Source organism: Pelagibacterium sp. 26DY04, assembly GCF_031202305.1.
Taxonomy (GTDB): domain Bacteria; phylum Pseudomonadota; class Alphaproteobacteria; order Rhizobiales; family Devosiaceae; genus Pelagibacterium.
This window is the reverse complement of sequence record NZ_CP101731.1, coordinates 3,341,628-3,368,103: the sequence shown is the minus strand read 5'-3', so window position 1 is coordinate 3,368,103 and position 26,476 is coordinate 3,341,628. Positions and strand designations below refer to the sequence as shown.

The window sequence follows — 26,476 nt, the reverse complement described above, 5'->3', positions numbered from 1 at the left end:
TGCATCAGATCACCCGAGGAACAGTCTTTATATGCCAGCAAACTGAGCCGCCGCCGGGCGGCGACTGTGCAGGAATGAGCTCCCGTGATCTTGCCGTATGACCTACGGCCGTGCTCGTACTGTAGAGCGCACCGACGCGATCCGAAAGAACTGGCCGGGGATGACCCGGCCAGCAGTTTCTATCGGTCCTCCAGCCACTCGCGCATCTCGGCAATTTCGCGCTCTTGAGCATCGACGATTTCCTGGGCGATTTCCTTCACCCATTCGTCTTCGGCATATTCGAGCGCAGCGTTGGCCATATCAAGAGCGCCCTGGTGGTGTGGGATCATCCCGCAGATGAAGGCGACGTCGAAGTCCTCGACCATCATGGCCGCCATCATCTCGCTGTGCATCTCGCCCATGTTCTCCATCATGGCCCGATGACCCTCGCTCATGCCCTCCATCATCGCGCTCATGTCCATATCCATGGACATTCCGGCCATGTGGTCGGCGTTCTGGAGGCAGATCTCGGGCAGGTCCGAGGTGCTGGCGGCTTCGGCTTCCATGGACATGCCGTCTCCGGCCGAAGCGTCCATATTGGAGTGGTCCATCCCCTGTGCGAGGGCGACGGATGACGTGCCCGCGATGAGCATCGCCACGCCGAGGATCTTGAAGGTTTTCATTTTAATTCTCCGGTTTCGAATTCAGTGGTGTTGTTCTTCAAACCGGAGGCTTTGGAGGGGGTGCCGGTACGCTCGGACGTTCGCCCGAAAGGATCGCGGCCCGCAGGGGGAAGATCGAATCCCCTGGGCGCGTCGAATTGGTCGGCCGCACAGTTGGGGCCGGCAACAGACAACAGCCGAGCGTCGGGCATTCGTCATGAATGCCGTTGCCATCATCGTGATGGGCGGCGGCGAAATGGTCGATCGAGGGGGACGGCTCACTCATTGCCGCTGGCGCCGCGAGAAGACTTGCGGTGACGAGAAGCGGGACAAGAATGAACTTCAAGAACTGGCCCATTGAAACCTTCGACTGGAGTGGGCCCAATGATGCGCCCCGAGGCTCGCGCGGCTGGACCTCGTCGATCACGTTGATTATGCTGCCGACGCTGATGGCCGGATGGAGACCAATGAAACAGTGACGGGTCAAGCAACAAACGCGTCAGGTTGGCAAGCGTTCCTGCGCTTTGTCATGATTGTGTGCGTAGCAGTCGTCGCTTTCCCTCTCCAGGCCACCCATGCGCCCCTCCATCCGGGCATGGCGCACAAAGCTGTGGGCGAGACCCATTCTGCGGCGATGGCGATGTTCGAGCAGGAACCCGGCGGCGCCGGGTTCGCTCAACACGACAGCAGCGATCACGTCCATGAGACGCCGATGGCGATTGAGCCCGGCGCAGCGCATGGACCCGAACGCCCCGGTGCTTGGGGCGCGTTGCATCCCGACGCCCAATTGTCCGGTGTGCCGACCCGGATCGAACAACCGCCGAGATCGGTCTAGCGCCATCGCTCGCTGACCTCTTGAACCGCAGAGCCCAAGTCTCTGCGGGCAAGAGGTCTGTTCAATCTCAGATCCCGGTATGACAATGACCCGACCCGTCGATGAGCCGGCGCCAGTTTCAGGCGCAGGCGCGCCCATGGTGCTTTCGTCCGCATTCTCCGCTCCAGACAACAGCTATGGCGCGGTGCGCCTGATCGCTGCATTGAGCGTCGTCCTTTCCCATTCGCTGCTCCTCGGATTCAGCTCGCCCGATCACGATCCCTTGGCCTGGGCCGTCTACGACCTTGGTGCCACTGCCGTGAACATATTCTTCGTACTCTCGGGCGCCATGCTGACCCACAGCCTGCTTCATCAGGGCGGCCTGCGTCGTTTCGCACGCAATCGCTTCCTTCGAATCTATCCCGCTCTGGTCGCGAGCGCGGCGTTCACCGCACTGTTCGTGGGCCCTTTCGGGACCAGTGCTGCTTTGCCGTCGTATTTTCTCGATCCCGGGACCTGGCTCTACCCGATCAACGTGGCTTGGAACTTCGAGGGCGCTGTCCTGCCATCGATGTTCGAGCACGGGCGATACCCCGGCGACGTCAATGTTCCGCTCTGGACGATAAAATATGAGATCCTGAGCTACATAGTCTTCGGTGTTGCGGCAGCACTCGGCTTCCTCCGTCATCGATCGTTCGCGATCGCGGCCTGGTTGGCGGTTGCCGTAACCCTGGCAGGCGACGTCGGGGCCGACCCGACTGGGGAGCCGCCGCTCGAAAGCCTACTGCGATTTTCCTTCGCCTTTCTCACCGGGGTGGTCGGGAGGCAGCTCGGAACGCTCGTTCCCATGCGGTTCGGATGGTCGGCGGCTGCGGTTGCCTTGGCTCTCGCGGGTACAGGGAGCCCCTTTGCCGAAATCACCTGGATCGTCGGCATCGGCTATGTGGCGCTCTATGCAGGCGGATCGAGCTGGGGCGGCCTGGGTGCTTTCGCACGGCGGCACGATTTGTCCTATGGGATCTACCTTCTCGCTTGGCCAGTTCAGCAGGTTCTGACGCGCGAACCGATCTGGGCCGGTCCCCAGGTCCTGGTACTTTTCGTCCTTTCCGGCACCATCGCCGGGGGCCTGGCTTATCTGTCTTGGCGATGGATCGAAAAACCCGCGCTTCAACTCAAGGCGCGAGCAGAGGAAAAGGTACTATGAAGCTGCGAAATGAGAGCCATCGTCGACGCCGATACACCTTCCCGTCCGTGGCCATTTGGACGGCAGGCGCCTTGTTTCTGGGATTGGTCTTGATGCTCGCCAGTATCCCATGGATCGCTCGGATTCCTCCGGGATCAGGTGGAATGTCGGCAGCCGATGCCGACGACATGTCGTTTGACGCCAGTGCCAGTATCAACGGCAGCGGAGTCCTGACCGTGTTCATCGATGTGCCGATCGGCCAACAGGAACCCCCAGAACCTGATGTGCAAGTCAATATGCCTGCACATCAGATGAGTGTCCCGGTCGAGATTCTGTCTGCTGGGCCAGGAGCTTACCAAGCAAGTGCCATTCTTCCCATGCCTGGAACCTGGGAGGTTCGAATTCAGTTCGCTGATGAGTTCGGACAGCTCGAACTTCGATGGTAGGACCGTGCCGTTGGGGGCGCCAATGCGCCCCCAACGCTCTTCGTCAAGAAATCGTTTTTACCGGTTGGCCTTCGGGTGACAGGACGACAAGGGCGTTTTGATCCGTCACGGCGACGAACCCTGCCTCGATGGACGTCAGATGCAACAGGTAAGTGTTGCCAAAGTCGTCGGCGACAACAGAAAAGGCGAGGTCGTTCTCGCTCGCCGTAACTATCCCGACGCCGAGGATGAAGGCGACGACACCGGTCTCGTCTACGTGAATCGAAGAAACCGGGGCGCTACTCTCATAGATCCGCATCCACGTCCGGCCTGCATCTTCACTCTTGAAAAGTCCCGTGTTGGTGGCCGCGAATAGAGTGTTTGGCGCGATTGCGGAGGCAGCGAGATCGATAATGCCGTCGGGCAGAAGTCCGACTTCATCCCAGCTGCGTCCACCGTCGTCGCTCTTCTGAAGGCTCGCCCCCTGGTGAACGCCGTAAAGTACGTTTGGATCAGCTTGGCTAATGGTCATTTGGTGGAAGTCGACGGGACCGCCGACACCCTCGGCAACTTTCGTCCAGTTTACACCACCGTCCATACTCATGATCACACCGAGATTGCCACCAGTAATCGGATGGCCACTTGCCCAAAACCTTCCAGCATCGGCAGGGTGGGACGAGAAACCCATAAAATCGTTGCGGCTGTCTCCCAGCAGATGTGCTGTCTCCTGATCGAGATCGACAGCCCATAAGCCGTGGTGCGTGGCCATCAGGATACGGCTCGAGTTCAGCTCAGGTGCCAGACCGTGAATGTGGGTCTGCTCAAGGACTTCGCCCAGCGGGCGCGCTTCCTGGCTCAGTGCGAGGTGTGGCAAACCCAACAACGCGGCGACCAATGTGACCAGAACGAACTTGAAAAATGACATGGTCATCTCCTCATATGTCAGCGCCGACCCCGTTGTCCGAGGCCGGCTGGTTTCGGTTCAGGCCTCGACGCGGAACTCGGTCATCATGCCTGTCGAGAGGTGCGGCATGTGGTGGCAATGGAGCATCCATCTGGCCGCTTCGCCAGCATCAATGGCGATGGTCACGCTTGCCATCGGCGGCACGTAGACTGTGTCGCGTACTGCGCCCGCAAAGCGTCGCGATCCGATCCCCACGACTTGAAAGGCGTGGCCATGAAGGTGCATGGGGTGGCCCATCATCGACATGTTGTGGAAAGTGAGTTCGACACGCTCGCCGCTCTTGGCGACGATCGGTTCATGTTCACCCCAGCCGCGACCATCGATTGTCCAGACATAGGGCGTCATGGTTCCTTCCAGCATCACCATCCGGCTATTGGAAACCGTCCGTTCGGGCAGAGGGTCGATAGCCCGTAATGCTGCCTCCTGCGAAAAGTCGACGTCGAACGCCGGGGCACCAGTCTCGCTCATCCCCGACATCCTCGAGACTGCTGCTCCTCGCGGTACGAGAATCAAGCCGGTGCGTTCTCGCTCACCTTCGCGGAGCGCCAGAATGGGGAAGGCCCGGGTCTCCGCAGGCAGATCGAGGTCGATGTCGAGACGCTGTCCCATGGCAAGCCCGAACCGGCGCCTGGTGATCGGAGCAACCTTGTGGCCATCGACGGCCATCAGACGTCCATCGATCCCCGTATCAATCCAGTAAGAAGTCGCCGATGACCCGTTGATGATGCGCAGCTTGACCCGTCCGCGGCGATCGACATGCACGAGCTCGGGATCGTCCAGGGTCCGATCGTTGACAAGGTACGCGTCGAAATCGAAATCGTTGAGGTCCATGGCCATCGTGGACATGCTCGCCATGTCGCTCATGTCCATTCGCCCCATATCCATGCCGCCATGGTTCATCGGCATCGACGAGCCGTGATTCATATCCCCGTGCCCGGTTCCGCTGGTGATTTCTTCGAGGATTGCTTCGGGGTTCTTGAACGAAAAATCGTGAAGGAACATGACGACCTCCTGCCGATCCTCAGCCACGTCCTCTACGCGGCGGACGATGAGCGGGGCGGCAAGCATGTTCATCTCCTGGATCGGCACATGGCTGTGCATCCAGTGGGTTCCTGCCAGAGGTTCGAAATCGTACGACCGGGTTTCACCACTAGCGAGTTTGGGCATCGGCATGCCGGGGACGCCGTCCTGCGCATTGGGGGGAAGCTGCCCATGCCAGTGAATGATAGTCTCGACGTCCAGGCTGTTTTCGAGGGTTAGTGCGAAGCGATCACCTGGGTCGAGAGTGAGCCCCTGCCGTCCATCCGGGCCGGAAATGCCATAGATGGAGGCGGCCTTTCCATTGACTTCGATCGTACGGGTGGAGGCCACGAGGCGGCGGAGAGGTCCTTGGGCCTGACTTGAAAAAGGGAAGGCAGTGGATGCCGCAAGCGCGGCTGTCGCCGTGAGAAAACCACGGCGGTTCAAGGTGATAGTCATTCCATTATCCGATCTTTGCGCGCGAAGGCGCGACTGTACGTTTTCCGCCCAGAGAGACGGAGCTTCAGACGAGGGTCGGATCGGGTTTTGGAGGGCGACGGCCCGGCTCGGGGCCGAAGGAAGGCCGCCCTATGTCGTCAAATGGCGTGGACTTCAGTTCTAAGCTAAGGGGGTAGTTAAAATCTAAGGCCGTCGGAAATGTTCCAGCAAGGGCGCACGCTGTTGCGCAAAGCGTGTTGTGGTGCAGCCCGGTGTTCTTGTGCTCGGATTCGTGCCCAGTCGTCGAAACCGCGGCATCCGCGCTGACCTGAGGCGCCTTGTGGTGCTGCATGCGACTGCCATCGCCGGACATCTGTACCCACGACATGGTTGTCATCGACAGAACCACTGTGACAACAGCAACAATCCGCATGATGTACGAGGCGAGCACGAACATAGTTGAATAGTAATCCTGGGCGGAAACGCCATCAAGACGATCATTGTCGACCCCGGCGCGACACATCGCACCAGGGTCGTGGCTCATTTCGGCTCAGGCGAGTATCCGGCGTTTTCGATGACGCGCTTGAATGCTTCGCTCGGCTGCGCGCTCTCGATGCGGACGGTATGGTTGCTTAGGTCAACCTCGACCTTCGCGGCTGGGTCGGTCGCCTTTATGGCCTTCTCGACCGTTCCGGCGCAATGGCCACACGTCATGTCCTCTACTTTATACTCATGCATCGGTTCATTCCTTCCAGTTACCAGTGAGGTGAGGATGGAGCTTCCCACGGTGGCAAGGTCAAGTAAGTTTTTCAGTCTTGACCTTCCCATGGTTGGAAGGATTATATCATTGTGCAGTTGCCGAGTAAGGACTGCAGAAAATGAATCAGATGCAATCAATCGAACGCTTCAAGACTTTAGATCTGGGTATTGAGGGCATGACCTGCGCGTCTTGCGTCTCCCGCGTTGAAAAAGCCATTCGCACCGTTCCGGGCGTCTCTTCGGCTTCTGTAAATCTGGCTACCGAACGGGCACGGGTTGAACTTTCGAGCCAAACCGACCCTCGTGAGGTCGTTGAAGCGGTTCGAAACTCGGGATATAAGCCCGCAGCCGCCGACACCTTCACGCTCGAGATCGAAGGGATGACCTGCGCATCCTGCGTGGGCCGTGTCGAAAAAGCGCTTAAGCTCGTAGACGGCGTTGTCGATGCAGCGGTTAACCTTGCAACCGAACGCGCTACTGTCGAAGTTCTCCAGGGAACGGCGACGAAAGAGGCGTTAGCGCGAGCCGTTGAGACGGCGGGTTATTCTGTACGCGATGTCGAACAAGGAGCAGGGGCACCCACTCGAGAGAGTGTCAAGGAGGCCGAGGCGATCTCGCTGCGCAATTCGACGCTTCTTGCAGCCCTGCTCACGGCTCCGCTTTTCATCATCGAGATGGGCTCGCACTTCATCCCAGCGGTTCATATGCTCATCATGGACACAATTGGGATGGAGGCAAATCGCTATCTGCAATTTGTTCTCGCCTCGATCGTGCTGTTCGGGCCGGGGCGCCGGTTTTTTTTGAAGGGCTATCCCAACCTCTGGCGCGGTTCTCCCGACATGAACTCCCTTGTCGCGCTCGGGACAACGGCGGCCTGGGGCTTTTCGGTGGTCGCAACCTTCTCGCCGCAACTACTCCCGGCCGGCACGGGAAATGTCTATTACGAAGCGGCCGCGGTCATCGTGACTCTGGTCCTGTTGGGACGTTATCTTGAATCGCGGGCGAAGGGCCGCACCAGTCAGGCCATCAAGCGGCTCGTTGGGTTGCAGGCCAAGACGGCGCGTGTTGAGCGCGAAGGGGAAACTGTCGAGATTGCACTCGAGGCGGTTATCGTTGGAGATGTCATCCACATTCGGCCCGGAGAGAAGATCCCGGTCGATGGGCGTGTGCTGTCGGGCTCGTCCTTCGTGGATGAAGCCATGATCACCGGGGAGCCGGTCCCAGTCCAGAAATCCGAAGGGGCCGAGGTTGTCGGCGGAACAATAAACAAGACCGGTGCCTTCACATTCGAGGCGACGCGTATTGGCCGCGATACCGTGCTGGCTCAAATCATTACCATGGTCGAAGCTGCCCAAGGGGCCAAGCTGCCGATTCAGGCCCTTGTTGACCGGGTGACGGGCGTTTTCGTGCCGATCGTGATCGGCGTGGCGGCTCTGACGTTTCTGGTTTGGCTTGTCTTCGGACCTTCGCCGCAACTGAGCTTTGCTCTCGTCAACGCCGTCGCCGTGCTGATTATCGCTTGCCCCTGTGCCATGGGCCTCGCGACACCAACGTCGATCATGGTGGGCACGGGCCGAGCCGCTGAACTGGGTATCCTGTTCCGCAAGGGCGAGGCACTGCAAAGCCTGCGTTCGGCCGAAATCGTCGCGCTCGACAAGACCGGCACCCTAACGCAGGGCCAGCCCGAGCTTACCGATCTGATAGTTGCTCCGGGCTTCAAAGAGGCAGGCGTACTCAAGATGGTCGCCAGCCTGGAACAACTCTCTGAACACCCGATTGCAGAAGCGATCGTGCGGGGAGCCCAAAACAGGAGCATTGAATTTACGGTAGCGCATGAATTCGAAGCCGACCCTGGCTTCGGAGTTACCGGCCTTGTTGATGGTCGCAAAGTGCTCGTCGGCGCTGATCGCGCCATGCAGCGTGCCGGCGTCTCTATTGACGCATTCGCGGATCAAGCCGGGTTACTTGCCGGGGCGGGCAAGTCACCGCTCTATGCTGCAATTGATGGAAAGCTCGCGGCCATCATCGCGGTCGCCGACCCTATTAAGCCGACATCGCGAGAGGCGGTCGAACGTCTGCACGCTTTGGGCCTCAGCGTAGCGATGATCACAGGCGATAACGAGAAAACCGCCCATGCCGTCGCACACCAGTTGGGGATTGACGAGGTGGTTGCCGAGGTCCTGCCGAGCGGCAAGGTCGATGCCATCAAACGGCTCCGCGGGGCAGGACGCCAACTGGCTTTCGTCGGCGACGGCATCAACGACGCGCCAGCGCTGGCAGAAGCGGATGTGGGTATAGCCGTTGGAACGGGAACCGATATCGCCATCGAAAGTGCCGACGTAGTGTTAATGTCGGGAGACCTAAGAGCCGTTGCTGACGCCATCGCCATGAGCAAGGCAACGATCCGCAACATCAAGCAGAACCTCTTTTGGGCTTTCGCTTACAACACCACCCTAATTCCGGTGGCTGCGGGTATCTTGTATCCGGTCTACGGAGTTCTGCTCTCGCCTGCCTTGGCGGCAGGAGCGATGGCTTTGTCGAGCGTATTCGTACTGAGCAACGCATTACGGCTGAGGCGGTTCTCGCCTCGGCCGGGCGGCCATCAAAATGGCGCCGCGGAACAACCGCGCGGCGCGATTACACTGGAGCATGTACAATGAACATTGGACAGGCAGCCCGTGCTTCTGGCGTGTCGGCCAAGATGATCCGTTATTACGAATCCATCGGGCTTATATCGTCGGCACATCGGACTGAGGCAGGTTATCGCATCTACGAAAATCAGGACATTCATGCCCTGCGCTTCATCAACCGTGCTCGGGATCTTGGCTTTTCAGTAGACCAGATGCGTGAGCTTCTGGCGCTTTGGCGTGATCGCGGGCGGGCCAGTGCCGACGTCAAGGCCATAGCGCTGGAGCATGTGAAGATGCTCGAGGAAAAGGCGAAAGCGTTGCAGCAGATGAGTGCTACCCTCAAGCACCTCGCCGCCCATTGTCATGGAGACGATCGTCCCGACTGTCCCATTATAGAGGATTTCGCAAAGTCCGAACCGCCCACGCAAAAGCCGAAGCGCGAGCCACGCTTCGGCGCTGCGGCGCTCGCTTCCGCAAAAACCACCTGATCTGGATGGCGCTATTTAAGACAAGAGAGATCGTTTACCCGTTATCACGGTTTGACATCTCTGCCTGATAGGCTCGTTCGCGCTCGGGCCAGGTGCTCTTGATGTAGTCGAGAATGTCTTGTATTTCGCGGTCGGTGAGAAGATCACCAAACCCTGGCATATCGCTCTCGTAATTGCCGCCGACGATCGCAGCTACCCCGTCGCGTGTAATACGAAAGAGCTGTTCGTCGCTGTGGTGCCATGTATGGCCTGTTTCATCATGTGGGGGAGCCGGCATGCGGCCGCTGGGTAGACGTGTGCGCCACTCCGGTTGGCCCTCAAGCGCTTCGCCATGGCATGCGGCGCAGTTGTCGAGATAAAGCTGCTGCCCCTCAGCAAGGTGCTCAGCGTTTCCCGGGCCGATCGCGGAACGTCCATACCAAAAGACGGCCACTGAAACGGCCGCGACTAGCAAGATGACAGCGATCAACACTATGGCATTGCGGGGCATTCGTGCATTCTCATTCTACGGCGACGGAAACAATTCTTCGGTAAACCCTGCCAGACGATAGGTTATTAGGCCAATCCATTCATGCGCGGCCAGATCGATTGCTGATAATCCGCTCGATGCCGTAACCGGCCAGTTGTCATCCAGGGATTTGGTGCGGTAATCGACCGAGTAGGGGATGACCGTGAGGTTCGTCGTCCTGAAGCAGGCCATTGCGCGTGGCATGTGACTTGCCGACGTTAAGAGAACCCATGCCCCCCGTGCGTTATCCGGAAGGGCAGCCGCTGTTTCCCAAGCGTTTTCGCAGGTGTTGCGCGAGATTTCTTCCATAGTGATGCGGTCCGCCTCGACCCCGCCGGCTAAAAGGGCTTGCCGGGCAAGCTCGGACTCGGTCAGGGAACCATCGTTTGACAGGTGTCCGCCTCCCCCCGAGAGGAAAATTGCGGATTGTGGATACCGCTCGGCGAGGACAAGAGTTTCTACAATACGCTCTCCTGCTTCATTGAGCGACAGCGCATCGCGGTCATGGGAGATGTGCGTGTCGACTGCGCCTCCGAGCACAATCACACCAGAGACGTCAGTGGGCAACGACTGCCGCGGGAACCGGTTCTCGAGGGCTGCCAGAGCAAGGAGGCCCATCGGTGTCCAGGCAGCCAACACCAAGACGGAGGTTGAAATGATGCCGAGTGTCGCCGCCAGCCTTCGGTATCGCAAGATCCAGAATCCCCATGCTACCAGGAGCATTAGAATAAGGACGTTGGACGGAGTGGCGAAGAAGTCGAGGATTTGAGACAGAAAGAAGAACACTGGCAGCCTCCTTGATGTCGCCTCATAACACCATGGCATCAACAAAGGATTGAGCATTGTTCTCTTGACCTTCCTACGGTTGGAAGGTGCATGCTTCGGTGTGAAGGCTCTTGATCTCGCTAGGGTGGGGAATTCATGAGCCTTCATAGCCGCCATTGCGAAGGGACTTCACCAATGGACCACCATAACCACCACGACCACGATCATAGCGGGCCAAACAGCGGCGATGCCGGGGAGCACGACAAGCACGCCGGACACTCGGTCGCCATGTTTCGCGACAAGTTTTGGCTTTCGTTAGCGCTGACAGTGCCCACTGTTATTTGGGAGCCGATGATCCAGGAATGGTTTGGCTATACCGCACCTCAATTTCCGGGATCGGCCTTCATACCTGCGGTGTTTGGCACCATCGTTTTTTTCTATGGCGGCTGGGTTTTTCTTCGTAGCGCCCTGGGAGAACTTCAAGCCCGCTTGCCAGGCATGATGACCTTGATCTCTCTCGCTATCATGGTGGCCTTTCTCTACAGCGTTGCCGTCCTTCTTGGGCTTGATGGACACCCGTTATGGTGGGAATTGGCCACTCTAGTTACCATCATGCTGTTGGGGCATTGGATTGAGATGCGCTCGATCTCTCAAGCGCAGGGAGCTCTCAACGAACTCGCAAAGCTGCTGCCGGATATGGCGGTTCGTGTGATCGGCGACGATCAGAGCGAGGAAGTTCTTGTTTCCGACCTTCGTGCCGACGATATCGTTCTGGTTCGTCCCGGGGCCGCCATACCTGCTGACGGTGTCGTAGTTTCCGGAAAGAGCGCTGTGAATGAGTCCATGATCACTGGGGAATCGCAGCTGATCGATAAGGCCGACGGGGCGGAGGTTCTTGGTGGGACGGTAAACGGACAAGGCTCGCTTCGCATTCGCGTGCTCAAGACAGGGCAAGGCACGGCGCTCGCTGGCATCATGCGGCTCGTCTCGCAGGCACAAAACTCGCGCTCCCGAGCACAGGCTCTGGCCGACCGGGCGGCGTATCTGCTGACGATCGTGGCCATAGTGGCTGGTGGGGCAACGTTGGCGGCGTGGTTCCTGCTGGGTGCTGAGATCGATTTCACAGTCACCCGCGTCGTGACCGTACTCGTCATTGCCTGTCCGCACGCACTAGGACTCGCGGTTCCGCTTGTGACGGCAATTTCGACAACGTTGGGAGCCCAAAATGGGTTGCTGGTGCGCGATCGGCGCGGTCTCGAGGACGCCCGCAACCTTGACACTGTGGTATTCGACAAGACCGGAACGCTGACCCTCGGCTCCCATCGCGTCATCGAGATTGTCGCAACAGGGGGAGTCGGATCCGATGAGGCGTTGAGTTTGGCGGCGGCGGTCGAGCGGGATAGCGAGCACCCCATCGCCCAGGCTCTCGTCAAGAGTGCTGAGGACAAGGGCCTCCGACTGCTCCCCTCGTCAGATTTCGAGGCGGCAGCAGGCAAGGGCGTCGAGGCCAACGTGAGTGGCCGTCGGTTAGCCGTAGGAGGGCCGGCCATGCTGCGTGATCACAACATTGATCTCGATAACGATATCAAACGCGCAGTGGCTCGTTTCGAAGAAAGCGGACAAGCTGCAATCTTCCTCTCGGAAGGTAATCGGATATTGGCGGCTTTCGCCGTCGCCGACCAAGTGCGTCCCGAATCCAAGGAGGCCGTTGCAAAACTGCAGACCATGGGCATCGAGGTCGCAATCTTGACTGGCGACTCCGAAGCCGTGGCTCGCTCAGTCGCTCGTGAACTGAGCATCGACACCGTCTTTGCGGGTGTGTTGCCCGACCAGAAGTCGAAAAAAATTAAGGAGTTGCAGGCCCAGGGCAAACGGGTTGCCATGGTGGGCGATGGCGTCAATGATGCGCCGGCGCTAGTGACCGCTGATGTAGGCGTCGCCGTTGGAGCGGGAACCGATGTGGCCGTCGAAGCAGGTGATGTGATCCTGGTCCGGTCCGACCCGCGCGACATCGCGCGGATCGTCACGCTGAGCCGGGCGAGCTACCGGAAGATGATCCAAAACCTTTGGTGGGCGGCTGGCTACAACATTGTCGCCATCCCACTCGCCGCTGGTGTGCTCTATTGGGCAGGTATCGTGCTGGCTCCAGCTGCCGGTGCAGTTCTAATGTCAGCCAGCACGGTGATCGTTGCACTCAACGCACAGTTGCTGCGCCGCCTCGACATGGAGCGATGAGTATGTCCGCCCGGATACGGTGACGAACCCGGCTGCTCGAAGTGTGGCCGTGCGGCCGGACGCTCACTTGAGGCGAAAGCTGCTGGTCTTAGTGGACCTGCGACAGGGCGTCCCTGCAGGCAGATTCGCAAGAACGGCACGAATCCGCACAGATCCTGCAGTGGTCGTGCTGTTCCGAGTGGCGAGCGCACTCCTCGGCACACACCCGGCAGGCATCGGCGCAGGCCTGGATCGTCGCCTGCAGAACTTCGACATTAGATCCAGTACGACGTGATGCCATGGCGCCCGTGGCAAGACAGATATCTGCGCAGTCGAGGTTTAACCGAATACACTGGCGCAGCTCTGCCACCATGTCTTCAGCTAGGCAGGCGTCGGCACACGAGGTGCAGGTCTGGGAACAGGCGTAACATTCCTCGATGCACTTAATCAGTGCGTCGGCGGCGCTACCCTGGACGTCTGGGTGGGTGCTAATCATTTCGCGAACGTGCATTTCGCTCTCCATTGCAAAGGGCTCGACATAGAGTGAGACGCTGGCGAGGCCATAAAGGACTCTGCCCACGTCTGATGTGAACGGGCGGCCAGATGGATTGATCCAATTGGCTTTGGGAAAATCGCGCCAGATTGGCGTTTCCATGCACATTCCACTTACGCTTGATCGTTTCGTGCAGGCGTTTCCCTCCGGGCCGGGTTTAGATGTAGTGTGTTTCGCTGGAGGCTCACATGAGTATCGTTCCCTCCGAGTTCCGGAATCCACCCTGGCGGCTGAAGAACGATCAGTTCTCACCGCTTAAGCTGACCGCCTTCGTCGGGATGTTTATTCCCGCTGTACTGATCGCGCATGGATTTCTCACGGCACAATTCCACCTGCGTCCTACTGCATGGCTCCTCTATTGGTCTGGCGTATGGGCCACGATTTTGTTGCTGGCCACGCTATTCGTGACTCCAGCTCGCAAATTGTTCAGGTGGGGAAAGCTAATCCATATCCGACGGACGGTTGGGGTAGGGGCCTTTGCCTACACGCTCGTTCATGTCTATTATTTTGCGGCCCTCGAGCAATTCGACCCGCCTGTGCTTGTCGAAGAGGTCGGAGAGCGCTTCACGCTCATGGTTGCGCTTGTCAGTTTCGTAGGGCTGTCGATGCTGGCTGGCACTTCCTTCGACGCTGCAGTGCAAAAATTGGGCGGCCAAACCTGGCAACGTCTTCACTACCTCATTTATCCGACGGTCGCGCTGGCGATCTTCCACTTCCTTCTCTCGCCGTCCTCAGCGGGCGGTTTGCCGTTCACCTTTACCGGGGTCTTTATTTGGTTGATGGTGTGGCGCATCCTGGACCGGCGTGGGCTAGGATCAGATCCCGTTGCATTGTTCGTCCTTGGTTTGTGCGTCACCTTTGGGACCGCGATTTTCGAGGCGACTTGGGCCGGGACGGTCCATGGTCTAGACCCATGGCTAACCCTGTCATTCAATTTCAGTCTCATCCTCGGCATTTCGGCTGGTTGGCAGGTTTTTGCCATGAGCATGATAGTTGCCGTCATAGCAATGTGGCGACTAAATCTGGTGGCGCGACCGGTCCAGAGCTACCATTCTCAAAGCAGGTAGCTGCACGGCGCAAAAGACGCCCGTACGGCAGTAATTGCGGAACCGCCTGAAACCAGTTATGCTAGAAATATCAATGACTTAGTTCCATAATGTTAATTATGCGAATTTGGCGTGTAGCAGCCATTTAGTAATGCGACACTTGGGCCACTTAGAGATGCGACACATGCCCCACCTAACAGTGAACCCTTCAATCGAATGTCTGAGATGGTCAAGAAAGCGGAAAGGCAGCTTTCAGCAGTCAACCCTTCCAAGCGGACGTTGTCGAACGACCTGCCAAAGCATGCCGGCGATCAAGACGTTGATCGCCGCCAATGCTGCTATGACATGAAGAAGAGCGTCATAGCCAAGCCTGGAAATCAAAATTGCGCCGACCATAGGGGCAGCAGCTTGAGCGATCAGGCCGGGGCGGGCGAGCCGTCCCATGATAGGTGCATATTGCCCCGGACCAAAGAGACTGAGCGGAAGCGCCCCTCGCGCGATCGAAAAGATGCCGTTCCCTGCGCCGTAGAGGATCAACGCCAGTCCAACAATCGGCAGCCCTGCCGCTAGCACGATCAATCCGCCAGCGCATAAAACAACCGCTGCACTTAGCGTCCACATTGGATGATGGCGACCGCGACCGAGCATTTCCAGAACCCGCGCGCCGACTTGGGCTGGCCCGATCAGCGCGCCGAGTGTGACCGCCTCGGCCAGGGATATGCCTCTGGCTTGCAGGAGCGTGAGCAGATGTACCGAGACGATCGTGACGAACAGGCCTGCGATGATCTGGATCGAGGCGAATAGCCAGAACATGGCTCGTTCCCGAGGCGAGAGCACGAGCGTTGCATCGGCGTCGACACTCGACTGTTTAAGCGGCCGTGTGGCTTGCGGCACCATGGCGAGGGTCAAGGGCAGACAAACGCCAACGAGAATAGCCGCATAAGCGAAACAAGCCCCACGCCAGCCGACCGCGTCGACCATAGCGGCTGAAAGTGGCCAGCAAACCGTGCTCGCAAAGCCTCCCCACAGTGTCAGCGTTGTGATCGAAGGACGGGCCTTCTCGCCATAAATCCCGCCGAGGGTCGAGAATGCGGCATCGTACAGCCCGGCGGTCATGCCAATGCCGAGAACCGCCCACCCGGCCATGAAGATCGCCAGGTTTGGCGCGGCCGCAATCATTGCCAGACCTACGGCGATAATGAGACAGCCAAGCGCCAGAATTGGCCGTCCGCCGTGTCTCGATATTGCATCCCCAATTGTAGGCGCGGAAAGCCCTGCGACCAGCAACCCGAGCGAAAGAGAACCGACCACCCATTCAAGCGGCCAACCCGTATCGTTAACGATCGGCGCGGCAAGAACGGCGATCAGATAGTAGGTGCTGCCCCAGGTGAAGATCATCACCACGCCAAGAGCGTGGACCGTCAGCCGATTCGCTCTGGCCATCGTCTATGCGGGCTGCTTTTGAGGTGCGCTGATTGCGCTTTTGTCGGTCGTTGGATCGTGCTTTAGCGCTGCCGCCTTTCGCTCTGAGTAGCGGTCGACGAGCTGACCGGCATGCGGTCGCGTCAGTATGGTGAACCGGACCAGTTCCTCCATAACGTCCACGATCCGGTCGTAATAGCTCGACGGCTTCATGCGGTCGTTTTCATCGAATTCCTGATAAGCCTTGGCGACGCTCGACTGGTTCGGGATCGTAAACATGCGCATCCAGCGGCCGAGAAGCCGGAGCGTGTTGACGGCGTTGAAGCTCTGAGAGCCGCCCGATACCTGCATGACCGCGAGCGTCCGACCTTGCGTCGGCCGAACACTGCCGATCGAGAGCGGCAAATGATCGATCTGCGCTTTCATCAGGCCCGTGACCTGACCATGGCGTTCCGGCGAACACCAAACCATGCCTTCCGACCAGAGCGCATGTTCCCGCAGCTCATGGACGGCGGGGTGATCGTCCTTCGTCACCTGATCGGGAAATGGCAATTCGCTCGGATCGAAAATTCGGGTTTCCGCGCCGAAGAATTGCAGCAGTCGCGCGGCTTCTTCCGTCGCCAGCCGGGAGAAGGACCGAGGCCGGAGCGATCCGTAGAGCAGAAGGATGCGCGGAGGGTGATCCGCCGGACCCAAGCCAATTCCAGGCCGCTCGATTGCGAAACGCGGATCGAGAGCAGGCAGGTAATCGGGATCGATGAGTGTTCGTAGTGGCATGATGAGCTCTCCTATCGGACTGTCGCGGGCGCGGTCGCGGGAAACCAGCGACGGCCGAGACGCAGCGCGACGTGAACGAGCAGCACCAGCACAGGCACTTCGACCAGAGGACCGATGACGGCTGCAAAAGCGACCGGTGAAGCCAGGCCGAACGCGGCAATGGCAACGGCAATCGCCAGCTCGAAATTGTTACCGGCAGCGGTGAAGGCAATCGCGGTCGTACGGGGGTAGTCGGCTTCGATCAGCTTGCCCGTGGCGAAGCTGATGACGAACTGGACCACGAAATAGATGGTCAGCGGGATCGCAATCATCACGGCGTCGAACGGCAGCCGCACTACATCGGCGCCCTTGAGGCTGAACATGGCGACGATGGTGAAGAGCAGAGCGGCAAGCGTGATCGGGCCGATGCGCGGCAGGAATTCCCGCTCGTACCAGCCTTCTCCTTTGCGGGCGATCAGGATGCGCCGCGTCAGGAAGCCGGCGAGGAACGGGATGCCGAGATAGATCAGAACCGCCTCGGTGATGGTCCAGAACCCGACGTCCACGATGCTGCCTTCGAGGCCGAAGAACGGCGGCAGAACCGTGAGGAACAGCCATGCGTAGGTCGAGAAGAACAGGATCTGGAAAATCGAGTTGAAGGCGACGAGGCCGGCGACATACTGGTTGTCACCGCGCGCGAGCTGGTTCCAGACGAGTACCATGGCGATGCAGCGGGCCAGCCCGATCAGGATCAGCCCCGTCATGTATTCGGGGTAGTCGCGAAGGAAGATCACGGCCAGGACGAACATCAGGGTTGGGCCGATCAACCAATTCTGGATGAGCGAGAGGACCAGCACGCGCTTGTCTGCGAAGACCTGGTGCAGCTCTTCGTACTTCACCTTGGCAAGCGGCGGATACATCATGAGGATGAGGCCGATCGCGATCGGAATGTTCGTCGATCCGACCGACATGGCGTTGAGCGCCTGGGGCAGACCGGTGAACACCGTGCCGAGGACGACACCGAGGGCCATTGCCGCGAAAATCCAGACCGTCAAATAGCGGTCGAGAAACGACAGGCGGGAGGCTGGCTCAGAGGAAGCCATGGGAACTCTCCAATACAATCGGGTATGAGGATCAGGCAGACGCGACCCGGCGGCCGTGCTGATCCACGACGCGCTCGCCATCTTCCTTGACGAACTCCCCGCGCTGTGGCGGGAGGAGATCGAGAACCGCTTCGGAGGGCCGACATAGGCGCACGCCGGCAGGTGTTATGACGATGGGCCGGTTGATCAGGATCGGGTGGTCAATCATCGCGTCGATCAATGCTTCATCGCTTAGCGAGGAATCGCCCAAACCCAATTCGGCATAGGGCGTGCCCTTTTCCCGTAGAAGGTCACGAGGCGTGATCTCCATACGGGCGATGAGGTCAACGAGCCGCGCCCGCGTTGGCGGGCATTTGAGGTATTCGATGATATGCGGCTCGACGTCCGAATTGCGGATCAGGCCGAGCGTGTTGCGTGAGGTTCCGCAGTCCGGGTTGTGGTAGATGATAATGTCCATGCCACCCTCATGCCGCGCTGTTTCGGGGCTTGGTCGCCCCTTCGGCTTGCCCGATTTCGTTGAGCCGCACCTTGAGGGACGACTTATCGAGAGAAGCGACAGGCAGGGCAGTAAAAGCCGAAATTCGGTTCATCAGGTACCGTAGGGCGGTCACGAAGGCCGTCCGTTGTTCGACCGGATCGGAAATTGCCGCAGGATCTTCAATGCCCCAATGGGCGGTCATCGGGTGCCCCGGCCAAATCGGGCAGGCTTCGCCGGCAGCGTTGTCGCAAACTGTAAAGACGAAATCCATGACCGGTGCCGAAGGGCCGGAAAACTCGTCCCAACTCTTCGAGCGAAGCTCATCGGCCGGAAAATCGAAGTGTTGAAGCGTCTCGATCGCCATCGGGTGAACCTGTCCCTTGGGCTGGCTACCGGCTGAATAGGCGCGGAATCGGCCATTTCCCATTTGGTTCAAGATCGCTTCGGCAAGGATCGAGCGAGCGGAGTTGCCAGTGCAGAGAAACAGCACATTATAAATTGGGTCAGGCATGAGCATCACTCTTGATTGGGTCGCAGCAGGTCAGAGCTGCAACGGCTGGCTGGCACACTTCGGGATGACCTTGGCAGCAATCCCGCATCAAAAACTCGACGAGACCGGAGAGCGCTGGATAGGTGGCGCTGTAGATGATCGACCGGCCCTCGCGGCGCGATTCAATCAGTCCCGCATGCTCAAGGTGGCTCAAGTGAAACGACATACGGGACGATGAAGCATCCATCGCCTCGCCGATCGTGCCTGCGGCCATGCCATCGGGTCCGGCCGTCACCAGCAGCCGAACGATCCGCAGCCGCGTTTCTTGGGAAAGCGCAGCAAATGCACTGAGGGCTTGTTGTTCGTTCATCGTTATCTCAATGACTCAATGACCATTGAGATATAAAGCAGGTCTGAATGACTTGGCAACCCCAGGCGACGCTCATGGCCGCTTTCGAATCCGCGCCGGTTGGTTCGGAACGTCCGCGAAGGGGTCGGAAACTGCCGCAAGGCTGGCAAAACGATATGAATTTGGCGTGAAGATTGTCGCTCCAACAACATGGAGCACAAGAAATGGAAATAGCCGACCAGGCCACCTGCCTCGATCCCTACTTCGCGTCATTCGAGGAAAGTCTTTCCTCCAGGAACTACAAACCCGAAACGCTGAAAAATTATCGCTATTGCTTCGACGCTTCGGCCGCTTGCTCGATGACGAGGCCATTGCGCCATCGGCGTTGACGCCAGATCTTGCCGTCGAATTGGGACGGCGATTGCCAACGACACCGAAGAGCCAGATCAAGGTTCTCAATCTTGCCAGGATGTTCGTCGCACATCTCATTGAAATCGGCGTGGCAACACGACCGCCGCTGACACCTGCGCAGGCCGAGCGTGCCGAGTTGCTGAGCAACTTCGAAACCTATCTTCTACGGCAACGCGGTCTCAGCCCGCGTACGATCTATCATGTGCTCCGGTTCGCGGATCGCTTTCTCGATCATCGCTTCGGCGACCACATGCTCGACCTGCCGGCGCTGAACGTGCAGGATGTCGTGGCGTTCATGGAGGACCTTCTCTCACGCAAGCGCCCGTTCCGCGACAAGACGCCGGCCACGCATCTGCGCAGCTTCTTTCAGTATCTGTTCGCCCAGGGCTTCACGACGACCAACCTCTCGCTCTGCGTCCCCAGAGTCCACAAACCTTGGGGCGCGAGGCTTCCTCGTTATCTGTCGCCTGATGAGGTGGAGGCCGTCGTGGCGTCGGTGCGCACCAATCCGCGGCGTGGTGCCCGCGACTACGCCATGCTGTTGCTGATGGCTCGTCTCGGCCTGCGCGCTCCGGAAGTGATGGCGATCCAGTTGGACGACATAGACTGGCGCGCCGGCGAACTGATGGTTCGTGGAAAAGGGCAGCAACATGATCGGTTGCCAATCCCGCCGGACGTCGGCGAAGCCATCATTCGGTATTTGCAGGAGGAGCGAACTTCAGCGACCACGCGCATGTTGTTCGTGACGCATCGGGCACCCAACCGTCCGTTTAAGGACAGCCAGGTCATCAACACCATATTGAAGGAGGCGTTCGCGGCGACGGGCGTAAAGCCCCCGACACCCTATGTCGGATCGCATGTTCTGCGTCACAGCCTGGCGACGAACATGGTTCGCGCCGGTGCGTCATTGGAAGAGATCGGCGATCTGCTGCGGCATCGATCGCGGGCGACGACGATGATCTACGCCAAGCTCGATACGGACGGGCTGCGTTCTATTGCCCAGCCTTGGCCTGTCGCGGAGGTGGCACGATGAGCTTCCTTGCCGAAATGGACCGCTATCTGACCGTCAGAAGGCAGCTCGGCACTGCCATGACCACCGATGGACGGATATTACGCCGCTTCGTCACCTTCGCCGACAACGACGGCGCACAGCAAGTCAGCGCCAGCCTGATCATGCGCTGGCTTGAAAGTCTGCCCTCTGCAAGGCCCGGAACGCGGGCAACACGCTTCAGGGTAGCCGGCCAGTTTGCCGAGTGGATGCATGGCATAGACCCCCGGAACGAGGCCCCGCCCCGGGGATTGGTGCCCGGTCGCGTTCAACGTGTGCATCCATATATTTATAATGATGCCGAAATCGTCGCGATCATCGAGCATGCGCGAATGCTGCCATCGGTCTACGGCCTGCATGGCCTGACGTGCTCGACGCTGTTCGGCCTGATCGCCGTGACCGGACTTCGGATCAGCGAAGCTCTCGGTCTCGACCCTGCCGATCTCGATGTCGAATCCGGTGTGCTTCATGTCCGGCAGGGCAAGCTCGGCAAGGAGCGGTTGCTGCCGCTGGACCCGAGCGTCGTGGAACGGCTGGAAAGTTACGGCGGCGAGCGGGATCGACTGCTCGGGCGCAGGCCGGAAGCATTCTTCGTGAACTGTGAGGGGCGTCGTCTTGGCGACTGCAATGCGCGCTACAACTTCGCCCATGTATGCCAGCAGATCGGGCTGCGAGAGCCGCAGATTTATCTTCGGCACGGCCGCGGCCCGCGCATCCATGATCTTCGTCACACCTTTGCGGTGCGTACCATGCTGAGTTGGTATCGGTCGGGCAAAGATGTTGGACGCGAGATGATCAAGCTTACGACATGGCTCGGTCATGCGAACCCCGCCAACACCTATTGGTATCTGGAAGCGGTCCCCGAACTGCTGGAACTGGCCTCCGCTCGAATAACGGGCGCGGCGGCGGAGGAAAGTCGATGAAGGCGACCAACTTCCCCACGCTGATCCAGCGCTTCTTTACCGATCGGCTCTGCACACAGATGGAAGCGAGCCGCCGCACCGTCGCTGGCTACCGGGACACATTCCGGCTTCTGATTCAGTACGCAAGTTCACGGTGTGGAAAGTCGCCCACGAAGCTGACGATCGAAGATCTCGATGCCGATCTTGTCGCCGACTTCCTGACCCATATGGAAACGGCGCGCGGCAACACAGCACGCACCCGCAATACGCGTCTCGCTGCCATCCGCTCGTTCTTCCGATACGTTACATTGACCGACCCGAGTTGGCTGCTTCATTGCCAGCGCATTCTCTCCATGCCGAACAAGCGGTACGTGAAGCGGAGCGTGACGTTCCTCGACGTTCAGGAGACAGCGGCGCTGCTGGCCGCGCCGGATCGAACGACGTGGGTGGGGCGGCGAGATCACGTCCTGCTGGTGCTTGCACTTCAGACCGGGCTGCGGGCGTCCGAACTGATCAACCTGCGTTGCAAGGACGTGGTTCTCGGCACCGGCGCTTACATCCGCTGCATCGGCAAGGGGCGAAAAGAACGCACGACGCCTCTTCGTCGCGATACGGCGAAACTGATCCAGGCCTGGATGGGCGAACGCCGTGACGGCGACGGGCCATTGTTCCCGTCGATCCGTGGCGAGCGGCTCAGCCGTGATGCTTTGGAGCACCTGGTGCGCAAGCATTGCCTGACGGCAGCGCGAGATTGCCCGAGCCTCGCAGGTAAACGCGTCACGCCACACACGCTGCGCCATAGCACGGCAATGGAATTGCTCCATCATGGCGTCGACCAATCCGTGATCGCACTGTGGCTCGGGCACGAATCCGTGGAAACAACCCAGATCTATATCCACGCCGACATGCGGCTGAAGGAAAAGGCGCTCGCGCAGGTCGCCAGCCCCGAAACGCATCTAGGGCGGTATCGTCCCAACGACGAGTTGCTCGCATTCCTGGAATCGCTCTGATTATGCCGAACCGCTGCATGGCCGAACCACGGCAAACCAGCTATCCAACTCGGCCATGCGGCATAATCCGGGTCACGGCATAATGGGCCTTATGCCGATATCGGCATAAGACCCACGCCACCGGACATCGCTCGCGCCTTGACCGCGAACTCGCCGGCAGCTTCGGCTCGAAGAAGTACGCCTTCGAAGAGCTGGTTGCCGAGATCAATGCAGCCTTCTGCTGTGCTTCGCTCGGCAGTACGCCCACGGTACGCCACGCCGACTATATCGGCTCCTGGCTCGAATTATGACGAGGTGAGCATAACTCCAGTTCTCCGCAGCAGGCCATAATGTGAAGGAAGGCGGCCGCACCGCTTGAAATCCGCGGGGTTCCAGCTTCCGCGAGCGGGATTTGCTCAGCATTATTTTGTGCCGGACCTTTGCTGTCGTTTTGACAAGCAGAGGAATCAACAATGTTGAATGCTGATTACGAGCTCATCGCCGAGCTCAGAGTTTTACTGACCAAGCAACGATACAGCCCGGTGGTGATCGGCAACCACTGCGCCTATGCGCGCGGGTTCGTCGAATACCTTGCACAGCAGAACATCGATGTTGTGGAGGTGACCGAGACGCAAGTGGTTCATTACCTGCATCATGCGGCAGCGCTTTTCCGGAAACGCCATGGTCGATCTCCGGGGCCATACTGGCACTCTATCCCGCGCTCCGGAATCCATGCCTTGCTGCGGCTCGCACAGGGTCAATGGCCTTCCCCGCCGAAAGCGACCTGCGCGGCCGACGCACTGCGCTTTGCCATCTGCGACGAGTACGAGACCTGGCTGCGCGAAGAACGAGGCCTTGCTACGGCCAGCATCGACGCGCTGATGTGGGAGGGCCGTAACTTTCTGGTCTGGCAGTTCGATCGGCACGGTCCCGATAGCCTGATGGCGATGACCGTCAGCGACATCGACCGTTACATGGACACGCGCAGCCCTCATCAGACGCGCCGGTCCGTGAAGGATGTGGCGGAGCGCCTTCGCTCGATGCTGCGCTATCTCCATCGAACAGGGCGCGTCGCCATCGATTTATCGCCGCATGTCATCGCCCCCTTGCTCTATGCATATGAAGGTGTGCCGTCGATTCTTACGCCGGATCAGGTCACGGCGGTTTTGCGGTCCTCGGGGGAGGATAGAACGCCAACGGGGTTGCGGGATCACGCTATCCTGCAAATGCTTGCGACCTATGGCCTGAGATCGGGCGAAATCTGCAACCTGCGGATCGAGGATATCGACTGGCGGGCGGAAGTAATCCGCATCAGGCACACCAAGACCCGGGCCAACTCATTCCTGCCATTGATGGCGCCGGTGGGTGAGGCCGTGCTCGCCTATCTGCAGACGGGGCGGCCTGTCACAGATGCTCGCGAGATCTTCGTCCGAACACGCGCGCCTTATCGCAAGCTCGGCTTGCTGACCAGTATGGTGCGGCGGCGACTTACGGCTGCCGGGGTCACGCCGGCTGGTAAGAACGGCGCTCATATCTTCCGCCATGCACGCGCCGTCGAAATGTTGCGCGCCGCCGTGCCGCAGAAGGTGATCGGCGATCTGCTCGGGCATCGCTCTACGGAGTCCACAGCTCCCTATCTGAAGCTCGCCACCGAGGATCTCCGGGCCATCGCGCTCGACGTGCCGGGACGGGAGGTGCGGTCATGACGAATTGGCCCGACCCTGAGCGCAAGCTGATCGCGCGGTACATGGCAGGCCTCAACCTGCGCACCACGCAGAGCCCTATCTACTACAGACAGACGCTCAACATCTTCCAGGATGTCGCCGAACACCACGGCAAGCTCGACAAGGACATGCTGGTGGCATGGCTGCATGTATCGCCGGGCCGGTGGGCCTCGACGACACGGCTGCACCGCACCCGGATTATCGACCGCTTCCTCGATCACCTTGAAGAAACTGGAGCGATCGAACGCAATCCCGTCGCCAGTCTGCGTGAGGCTTGCAATATCAAACAGTGCAAGCCGGTGTGGCGCGCGCTGGCCTCCAGCGATCCGGATCGCGCGCTTGCCGAACTATACCGACCCAGGCCATTCGGCAGCGTGCTGGGCAAGATGATGGTCGAGCACGTCACATTGATGCACAACCGGGGTTACAAATACACTGCGCAAGCGATGCGGCTATGGCGGCTCGACCGCTTCCTTCAGCTAAGCCCGGAGCTTCAGGACCAGCCGCTTGAGGTGATGCTTGAACACTGGTCCGCGGCGAAAACGACGCGCAATCATCCCAACGAGTGCGAAAAGCTCCGACGGGCCCTCGCGAAAATCCTGCGCCATCAGGACCCATCAATCTCGCCCCGCCGACCTGACCCGCGCCCGGAAAAGGAAGTAGCCAGACATTGGCGAAAACCGCATATTTACACACCGTCCGATGTGCTGCGTATGCTCGACATCGCCCGCTCTTATCCTTCACCTCGATCGCCGCTTCGTCCGTCGAGCATCTACACGATGCTGCTGCTCGCCTATTGCGCTGGTCTGCGGCGAAGCGAACTGGCTCGGCTAGATCTTGGTGACGTGGACTTCCAGGACGGTACGATCACGATCCGCCAAACCAAGTTCTACAAGACCAGGATACTGCCGCTGCCCGACAGCGTGATGGTAGAACTTCGATCATATACGGAAGCACGACGCCGCGCCGGTGGTTCCCTTGATCCGCGTTCTGGCCTGTTCTGGCATGAAGAGCGTGGTGACCGCTATACGAAGCAGGCAGTCGCCTGGCTGCTCGTTGACGTCATACGCCGTGCCGGGCTGAAGCCGCCTCGGGGGCGAACGGGACCTCGCCTGCATGACCTGCGGCATTCGATGGTCGTGAATCGGATTATCGAATGGTACGAAGCAGGCATCAACCCACAGGACCGGCTGCCGTTCCTTGCGACCTATCTCGGCCATCGGGACATCAACTCGACGCTGGTCTACATCACCGTCACGCAGGATCTGCTGCATCACGCCAATGAGCGGTTCCGCGTGCTCGGAGCGCCATGCCTCAATATCGGGCAGGAGGTGCGGGCATGAGCAAGAACAATCAGTTCCCGTGGCTGATGCGCGCGTTCTTCTATGAATGGCTGGTCGAGCAGCGCAATGCCTCCATCCATACGGTCCGGTCGTATCGCGATGCCTGGCGGCTCTTCCTCCGGTTCGTCGCAAAGCGCTCAGGCAAGAAGGTGGCGATGATCACGCTGGCGGATCTGACTGCCGGAGAGGTCATTGCGTTCCTCGGTCACGCCGAACACGAACGTGGCGGCAAGATCGGCACGCGAAACTGCCGGCTTGCAGCGATACGCAGCTTCTTCAACTTCGTTGCAACCAGGGATCCCGGATCGATCGCCCAGTGCGTCGAAATCCTCAACATCCCGATTAAGCGCGGTCCGGTGTCGGAACCCTGCTATCTGGACCCGGCGGAAGTGACGGCCATCCTGGCTCAGCCTGATCGTTCGACACTCGAAGGTATGCGCGACCACGCCTTGCTCTCGTTCCTCTACAACAGCGGCGCGCGAATACAGGAAGCGCTCGATCTGTGCCCCGATGCGGTCCGGTTCGACAGTCCGAGCTGCGTGCGCCTCACCGGAAAGGGTCGAAAAGAACGCATCTGCCCGCTCTGGCCGGAAACCGTGACACTGTTGAAGAAGCTGCTCGAACGGCAACCGCGGGCGCCAGACCAGCGGCTGTTCGTCAACCGCTATGGCGAACCGCTCAGCGCATCGGGGGTCCGGTTCAAACTTGCCGCCTATGTGAAGGCTGCGGCCGAAACCTCACCAACCCTGCGCGACAAGCATGTGACCCCCGCGCCTTCCGGCATGCAACCGCCGTGCATCTCATATCGGCGGGCGTCGACGTCACGGTCATCCGTAGCTGGCTCGGTCATGTGAGCCTCGACACAACCAACCACTACGCCAGAGCCAACCTCGAGACAAAGCGCAAGGCATTGGAAAAGGTCGGTGCTCCCGAAACACCCAGCCGCCAGCCATCGTGGAAACGCGATACGAGCGTTCTCGCCTGGCTCGATACGCTCTGAAATAATGCGGAGG

At 59.5% G+C, this 26,476-nt stretch carries 29 protein-coding genes and 1 pseudogene; 16 read left to right on the top strand and 14 right to left on the bottom strand.

Annotation, left to right across the window (positions count from 1 at the left end):
• Positions 1 to 179 precede the first annotated feature (179 nt).
• Complete coding sequence (locus NO932_RS16725; protein ID WP_309208526.1) at positions 180 to 662, bottom strand: DUF305 domain-containing protein; 483 nt, start codon at positions 660 to 662, stop codon at positions 180 to 182.
• A gap of 196 nt (positions 663 to 858) precedes the next feature.
• Between NO932_RS16725 and NO932_RS16720 the strand changes: the two genes are divergently transcribed.
• The 4 genes from NO932_RS16720 to NO932_RS16705 all read left to right on the top strand — a co-directional run bounded on the left by NO932_RS16720 (position 859) and on the right by NO932_RS16705 (position 3,084).
• Positions 859 to 1,002, top strand: coding sequence for a hypothetical protein (locus NO932_RS16720; RefSeq protein ID WP_309208525.1), 144 nt, complete (start codon positions 859 to 861; stop codon positions 1,000 to 1,002).
• A 96-nt stretch (positions 1,003 to 1,098) separates the two neighbouring features.
• On the top strand, positions 1,099 to 1,476 hold the full coding sequence (locus NO932_RS16715; protein WP_309208523.1) for a hypothetical protein: 378 nt from the start codon (positions 1,099 to 1,101) through the stop codon (positions 1,474 to 1,476).
• 85 nt (positions 1,477 to 1,561) lie between these two features.
• Positions 1,562 to 2,659 (top strand): acyltransferase, encoded by a 1,098-nt coding sequence (locus NO932_RS16710; protein ID WP_309208521.1) that lies wholly within the window; start codon positions 1,562 to 1,564, stop codon positions 2,657 to 2,659.
• A complete protein-coding gene (locus tag NO932_RS16705; RefSeq protein ID WP_309208519.1) occupies positions 2,656 to 3,084 on the top strand; it encodes a FixH family protein in 429 nt (142 codons plus the stop codon). Before NO932_RS16710 ends, NO932_RS16705 begins: the two co-directional genes overlap by 4 nt.
• 43 nt (positions 3,085 to 3,127) lie before the next feature.
• Here the strand turns inward: NO932_RS16705 and NO932_RS16700 are convergent, their stop codons facing one another.
• The 4 genes from NO932_RS16700 to NO932_RS16685 form a co-directional block, all read right to left on the bottom strand.
• On the bottom strand, positions 3,128 to 3,988 hold the full coding sequence (locus NO932_RS16700; RefSeq protein ID WP_309208517.1) for a F510_1955 family glycosylhydrolase: 861 nt from the start codon (positions 3,986 to 3,988) through the stop codon (positions 3,128 to 3,130).
• 57 nt (positions 3,989 to 4,045) lie between these two features.
• Positions 4,046 to 5,506 carry a multicopper oxidase family protein gene (locus NO932_RS16695; RefSeq protein WP_309208516.1) on the bottom strand — a complete coding sequence of 487 codons (1,461 nt, stop codon included), beginning with the start codon at positions 5,504 to 5,506 and terminating at the stop codon, positions 4,046 to 4,048.
• A gap of 64 nt (positions 5,507 to 5,570) precedes the next feature.
• A complete protein-coding gene (locus NO932_RS16690; protein ID WP_309208514.1) occupies positions 5,571 to 6,029 on the bottom strand; it encodes a hypothetical protein in 459 nt (152 codons plus the stop codon).
• Positions 6,026 to 6,223, bottom strand: a complete 198-nt coding sequence (locus tag NO932_RS16685) for a heavy-metal-associated domain-containing protein (RefSeq protein ID WP_309208513.1) — start codon at positions 6,221 to 6,223, stop codon at positions 6,026 to 6,028. The genes NO932_RS16690 and NO932_RS16685 overlap by 4 nt, the downstream gene beginning before the upstream one ends.
• Before the next feature lie 140 nt (positions 6,224 to 6,363).
• Here NO932_RS16685 and NO932_RS16680 point away from each other — a divergent pair, with 140 nt between their 5' ends.
• A complete protein-coding gene (locus tag NO932_RS16680) occupies positions 6,364 to 8,904 on the top strand; it encodes a heavy metal translocating P-type ATPase (RefSeq protein WP_309208511.1) in 2,541 nt (846 codons plus the stop codon).
• Positions 8,901 to 9,362: a Cu(I)-responsive transcriptional regulator gene (gene cueR, locus NO932_RS16675; RefSeq protein WP_309208510.1), complete on the top strand. Its 462-nt coding sequence runs from the start codon at positions 8,901 to 8,903 to the stop codon at positions 9,360 to 9,362. The genes NO932_RS16680 and cueR overlap by 4 nt, the downstream gene beginning before the upstream one ends.
• Positions 9,363 to 9,396: 34 nt before the next feature.
• On the opposite strand, the gene NO932_RS16670 is transcribed toward cueR, so the two are convergent.
• Both NO932_RS16670 and NO932_RS16665 read right to left on the bottom strand, forming a co-directional pair.
• Positions 9,397 to 9,852 (bottom strand): cytochrome c, encoded by a 456-nt coding sequence (locus NO932_RS16670; protein WP_309208509.1) that lies wholly within the window; start codon positions 9,850 to 9,852, stop codon positions 9,397 to 9,399.
• A gap of 15 nt (positions 9,853 to 9,867) precedes the next feature.
• The gene (locus NO932_RS16665; RefSeq protein ID WP_309208508.1) at positions 9,868 to 10,656 is read right to left on the bottom strand and encodes a YdcF family protein; all 789 of its coding nucleotides are present in this window, start codon (positions 10,654 to 10,656) and stop codon (positions 9,868 to 9,870) included.
• 135 nt (positions 10,657 to 10,791) lie between these two features.
• On the opposite strand from NO932_RS16665, the gene NO932_RS16660 reads away from it, so the two are divergent.
• Positions 10,792 to 12,870 (top strand): heavy metal translocating P-type ATPase, encoded by a 2,079-nt coding sequence (locus tag NO932_RS16660; RefSeq protein ID WP_309208507.1) that lies wholly within the window; start codon positions 10,792 to 10,794, stop codon positions 12,868 to 12,870.
• Between the two features lie 88 nt (positions 12,871 to 12,958).
• Here NO932_RS16660 and NO932_RS19390 read toward each other — a convergent pair whose 3' ends face one another.
• Positions 12,959 to 13,360 carry a four-helix bundle copper-binding protein gene (locus NO932_RS19390; protein ID WP_375142893.1) on the bottom strand — a complete coding sequence of 134 codons (402 nt, stop codon included), beginning with the start codon at positions 13,358 to 13,360 and terminating at the stop codon, positions 12,959 to 12,961.
• A gap of 230 nt (positions 13,361 to 13,590) precedes the next feature.
• On the opposite strand from NO932_RS19390, the gene NO932_RS16655 reads away from it, so the two are divergent.
• The gene (locus NO932_RS16655; RefSeq protein WP_309208506.1) at positions 13,591 to 14,469 is read left to right on the top strand and encodes a ferric reductase-like transmembrane domain-containing protein; all 879 of its coding nucleotides are present in this window, start codon (positions 13,591 to 13,593) and stop codon (positions 14,467 to 14,469) included.
• 231 nt (positions 14,470 to 14,700) lie between these two features.
• Here the strand turns inward: NO932_RS16655 and NO932_RS16650 are convergent, their stop codons facing one another.
• From NO932_RS16650 to NO932_RS16625, 6 genes are read right to left on the bottom strand one after another with little or no spacing between them, the layout of a single operon-like run.
• Entirely contained in the window at positions 14,701 to 15,846 is a 1,146-nt protein-coding gene (locus tag NO932_RS16650; protein ID WP_309208505.1) for an MFS transporter, read from the bottom strand.
• 48 nt (positions 15,847 to 15,894) lie between these two features.
• Positions 15,895 to 16,647: an arsenical resistance protein ArsH gene (gene arsH / locus NO932_RS16645; RefSeq protein ID WP_309208504.1), complete on the bottom strand. Its 753-nt coding sequence runs from the start codon at positions 16,645 to 16,647 to the stop codon at positions 15,895 to 15,897.
• A gap of 11 nt (positions 16,648 to 16,658) precedes the next feature.
• Positions 16,659 to 17,729 (bottom strand): ACR3 family arsenite efflux transporter, encoded by a 1,071-nt coding sequence (gene arsB / locus NO932_RS16640; protein ID WP_309208502.1) that lies wholly within the window; start codon positions 17,727 to 17,729, stop codon positions 16,659 to 16,661.
• Between the two features lie 31 nt (positions 17,730 to 17,760).
• Positions 17,761 to 18,186, bottom strand: coding sequence for an arsenate reductase (glutaredoxin) (gene arsC / locus NO932_RS16635; protein ID WP_309208501.1), 426 nt, complete (start codon positions 18,184 to 18,186; stop codon positions 17,761 to 17,763).
• 7 nt (positions 18,187 to 18,193) lie between these two features.
• Positions 18,194 to 18,718, bottom strand: coding sequence for an arsenate reductase ArsC (locus NO932_RS16630; RefSeq protein WP_309208499.1), 525 nt, complete (start codon positions 18,716 to 18,718; stop codon positions 18,194 to 18,196).
• Positions 18,711 to 19,067, bottom strand: a complete 357-nt coding sequence (locus NO932_RS16625) for a metalloregulator ArsR/SmtB family transcription factor (protein WP_309208497.1) — start codon at positions 19,065 to 19,067, stop codon at positions 18,711 to 18,713. The genes NO932_RS16630 and NO932_RS16625 overlap by 8 nt, the downstream gene beginning before the upstream one ends.
• Positions 19,068 to 19,398: 331 nt before the next feature.
• On the opposite strand from NO932_RS16625, the gene NO932_RS16620 reads away from it, so the two are divergent.
• The 8 genes and pseudogenes from NO932_RS16620 to NO932_RS16585 all read left to right on the top strand — a co-directional run bounded on the left by NO932_RS16620 (position 19,399) and on the right by NO932_RS16585 (position 26,463).
• Positions 19,399 to 20,490, top strand: coding sequence for a site-specific integrase (locus tag NO932_RS16620; RefSeq protein WP_309208496.1), 1,092 nt, complete (start codon positions 19,399 to 19,401; stop codon positions 20,488 to 20,490).
• Positions 20,487 to 21,428, top strand: coding sequence for a tyrosine-type recombinase/integrase (locus tag NO932_RS16615; RefSeq protein ID WP_309208495.1), 942 nt, complete (start codon positions 20,487 to 20,489; stop codon positions 21,426 to 21,428). Before NO932_RS16620 ends, NO932_RS16615 begins: the two co-directional genes overlap by 4 nt.
• Positions 21,425 to 22,417, top strand: a complete 993-nt coding sequence (locus NO932_RS16610) for a tyrosine-type recombinase/integrase (RefSeq protein ID WP_309208494.1) — start codon at positions 21,425 to 21,427, stop codon at positions 22,415 to 22,417. The genes NO932_RS16615 and NO932_RS16610 overlap by 4 nt, the downstream gene beginning before the upstream one ends.
• 113 nt (positions 22,418 to 22,530) lie before the next feature.
• Positions 22,531 to 22,704 (top strand): annotated as a pseudogene (locus NO932_RS16605) (zincin-like metallopeptidase domain-containing protein); the annotation flags it as partial.
• Positions 22,705 to 22,869: 165 nt separating this feature from the next.
• Entirely contained in the window at positions 22,870 to 24,102 is a 1,233-nt protein-coding gene (locus NO932_RS16600; RefSeq protein ID WP_309208493.1) for a site-specific integrase, read from the top strand.
• Positions 24,099 to 25,463 carry a tyrosine-type recombinase/integrase gene (locus NO932_RS16595; RefSeq protein WP_309208492.1) on the top strand — a complete coding sequence of 455 codons (1,365 nt, stop codon included), beginning with the start codon at positions 24,099 to 24,101 and terminating at the stop codon, positions 25,461 to 25,463. The genes NO932_RS16600 and NO932_RS16595 overlap by 4 nt, the downstream gene beginning before the upstream one ends.
• On the top strand, positions 25,460 to 26,317 hold the full coding sequence (locus NO932_RS16590) for a tyrosine-type recombinase/integrase (RefSeq protein WP_309208491.1): 858 nt from the start codon (positions 25,460 to 25,462) through the stop codon (positions 26,315 to 26,317). Before NO932_RS16595 ends, NO932_RS16590 begins: the two co-directional genes overlap by 4 nt.
• On the top strand, positions 26,257 to 26,463 hold the full coding sequence (locus tag NO932_RS16585; RefSeq protein ID WP_309208490.1) for a hypothetical protein: 207 nt from the start codon (positions 26,257 to 26,259) through the stop codon (positions 26,461 to 26,463). The genes NO932_RS16590 and NO932_RS16585 overlap by 61 nt, the downstream gene beginning before the upstream one ends.
• Positions 26,464 to 26,476 lie beyond the last annotated feature (13 nt).

Excerpts from the sequence above, each read along its gene's own strand:
- NO932_RS16725 (WP_309208526.1), bottom strand. The coding sequence starts at position 662 with ATGAAAACCTTCAAGATCCTCGGCGTGGCGATGCTCATCGCGGGCACG.
- NO932_RS16720 (WP_309208525.1), top strand. The coding sequence starts at position 859 with ATGAATGCCGTTGCCATCATCGTGATGGGCGGCGGCGAAATGGTCGAT.
- NO932_RS16715 (WP_309208523.1), top strand. The coding sequence starts at position 1,099 with ATGGAGACCAATGAAACAGTGACGGGTCAAGCAACAAACGCGTCAGGT.
- NO932_RS16710 (WP_309208521.1), top strand. The coding sequence starts at position 1,562 with ATGACCCGACCCGTCGATGAGCCGGCGCCAGTTTCAGGCGCAGGCGCG.
- NO932_RS16705 (WP_309208519.1), top strand. The coding sequence starts at position 2,656 with ATGAAGCTGCGAAATGAGAGCCATCGTCGACGCCGATACACCTTCCCG.
- NO932_RS16700 (WP_309208517.1), bottom strand. The coding sequence starts at position 3,988 with ATGTCATTTTTCAAGTTCGTTCTGGTCACATTGGTCGCCGCGTTGTTG.
- NO932_RS16695 (WP_309208516.1), bottom strand. The coding sequence starts at position 5,506 with ATGACTATCACCTTGAACCGCCGTGGTTTTCTCACGGCGACAGCCGCG.
- NO932_RS16690 (WP_309208514.1), bottom strand. The coding sequence starts at position 6,029 with ATGAGCCACGACCCTGGTGCGATGTGTCGCGCCGGGGTCGACAATGAT.
- NO932_RS16685 (WP_309208513.1), bottom strand. The coding sequence starts at position 6,223 with ATGCATGAGTATAAAGTAGAGGACATGACGTGTGGCCATTGCGCCGGA.
- NO932_RS16680 (WP_309208511.1), top strand. The coding sequence starts at position 6,364 with ATGAATCAGATGCAATCAATCGAACGCTTCAAGACTTTAGATCTGGGT.
- cueR (WP_309208510.1), top strand. The coding sequence starts at position 8,901 with ATGAACATTGGACAGGCAGCCCGTGCTTCTGGCGTGTCGGCCAAGATG.
- NO932_RS16670 (WP_309208509.1), bottom strand. The coding sequence starts at position 9,852 with ATGCCCCGCAATGCCATAGTGTTGATCGCTGTCATCTTGCTAGTCGCG.
- NO932_RS16660 (WP_309208507.1), top strand. The coding sequence starts at position 10,792 with ATGAGCCTTCATAGCCGCCATTGCGAAGGGACTTCACCAATGGACCAC.
- NO932_RS19390 (WP_375142893.1), bottom strand. The coding sequence starts at position 13,360 with ATGCACGTTCGCGAAATGATTAGCACCCACCCAGACGTCCAGGGTAGC.
- NO932_RS16655 (WP_309208506.1), top strand. The coding sequence starts at position 13,591 with ATGAGTATCGTTCCCTCCGAGTTCCGGAATCCACCCTGGCGGCTGAAG.
- NO932_RS16650 (WP_309208505.1), bottom strand. The coding sequence starts at position 15,846 with ATGATCTTCACCTGGGGCAGCACCTACTATCTGATCGCCGTTCTTGCC.
- arsH (WP_309208504.1), bottom strand. The coding sequence starts at position 16,647 with ATGCCACTACGAACACTCATCGATCCCGATTACCTGCCTGCTCTCGAT.
- arsB (WP_309208502.1), bottom strand. The coding sequence starts at position 17,729 with ATGGCTTCCTCTGAGCCAGCCTCCCGCCTGTCGTTTCTCGACCGCTAT.
- arsC (WP_309208501.1), bottom strand. The coding sequence starts at position 18,186 with ATGGACATTATCATCTACCACAACCCGGACTGCGGAACCTCACGCAAC.
- NO932_RS16630 (WP_309208499.1), bottom strand. The coding sequence starts at position 18,718 with ATGCCTGACCCAATTTATAATGTGCTGTTTCTCTGCACTGGCAACTCC.
- NO932_RS16625 (WP_309208497.1), bottom strand. The coding sequence starts at position 19,067 with ATGAACGAACAACAAGCCCTCAGTGCATTTGCTGCGCTTTCCCAAGAA.
- NO932_RS16615 (WP_309208495.1), top strand. The coding sequence starts at position 20,487 with ATGAGCTTCCTTGCCGAAATGGACCGCTATCTGACCGTCAGAAGGCAG.
- NO932_RS16610 (WP_309208494.1), top strand. The coding sequence starts at position 21,425 with ATGAAGGCGACCAACTTCCCCACGCTGATCCAGCGCTTCTTTACCGAT.
- NO932_RS16600 (WP_309208493.1), top strand. The coding sequence starts at position 22,870 with ATGTTGAATGCTGATTACGAGCTCATCGCCGAGCTCAGAGTTTTACTG.
- NO932_RS16595 (WP_309208492.1), top strand. The coding sequence starts at position 24,099 with ATGACGAATTGGCCCGACCCTGAGCGCAAGCTGATCGCGCGGTACATG.
- NO932_RS16590 (WP_309208491.1), top strand. The coding sequence starts at position 25,460 with ATGAGCAAGAACAATCAGTTCCCGTGGCTGATGCGCGCGTTCTTCTAT.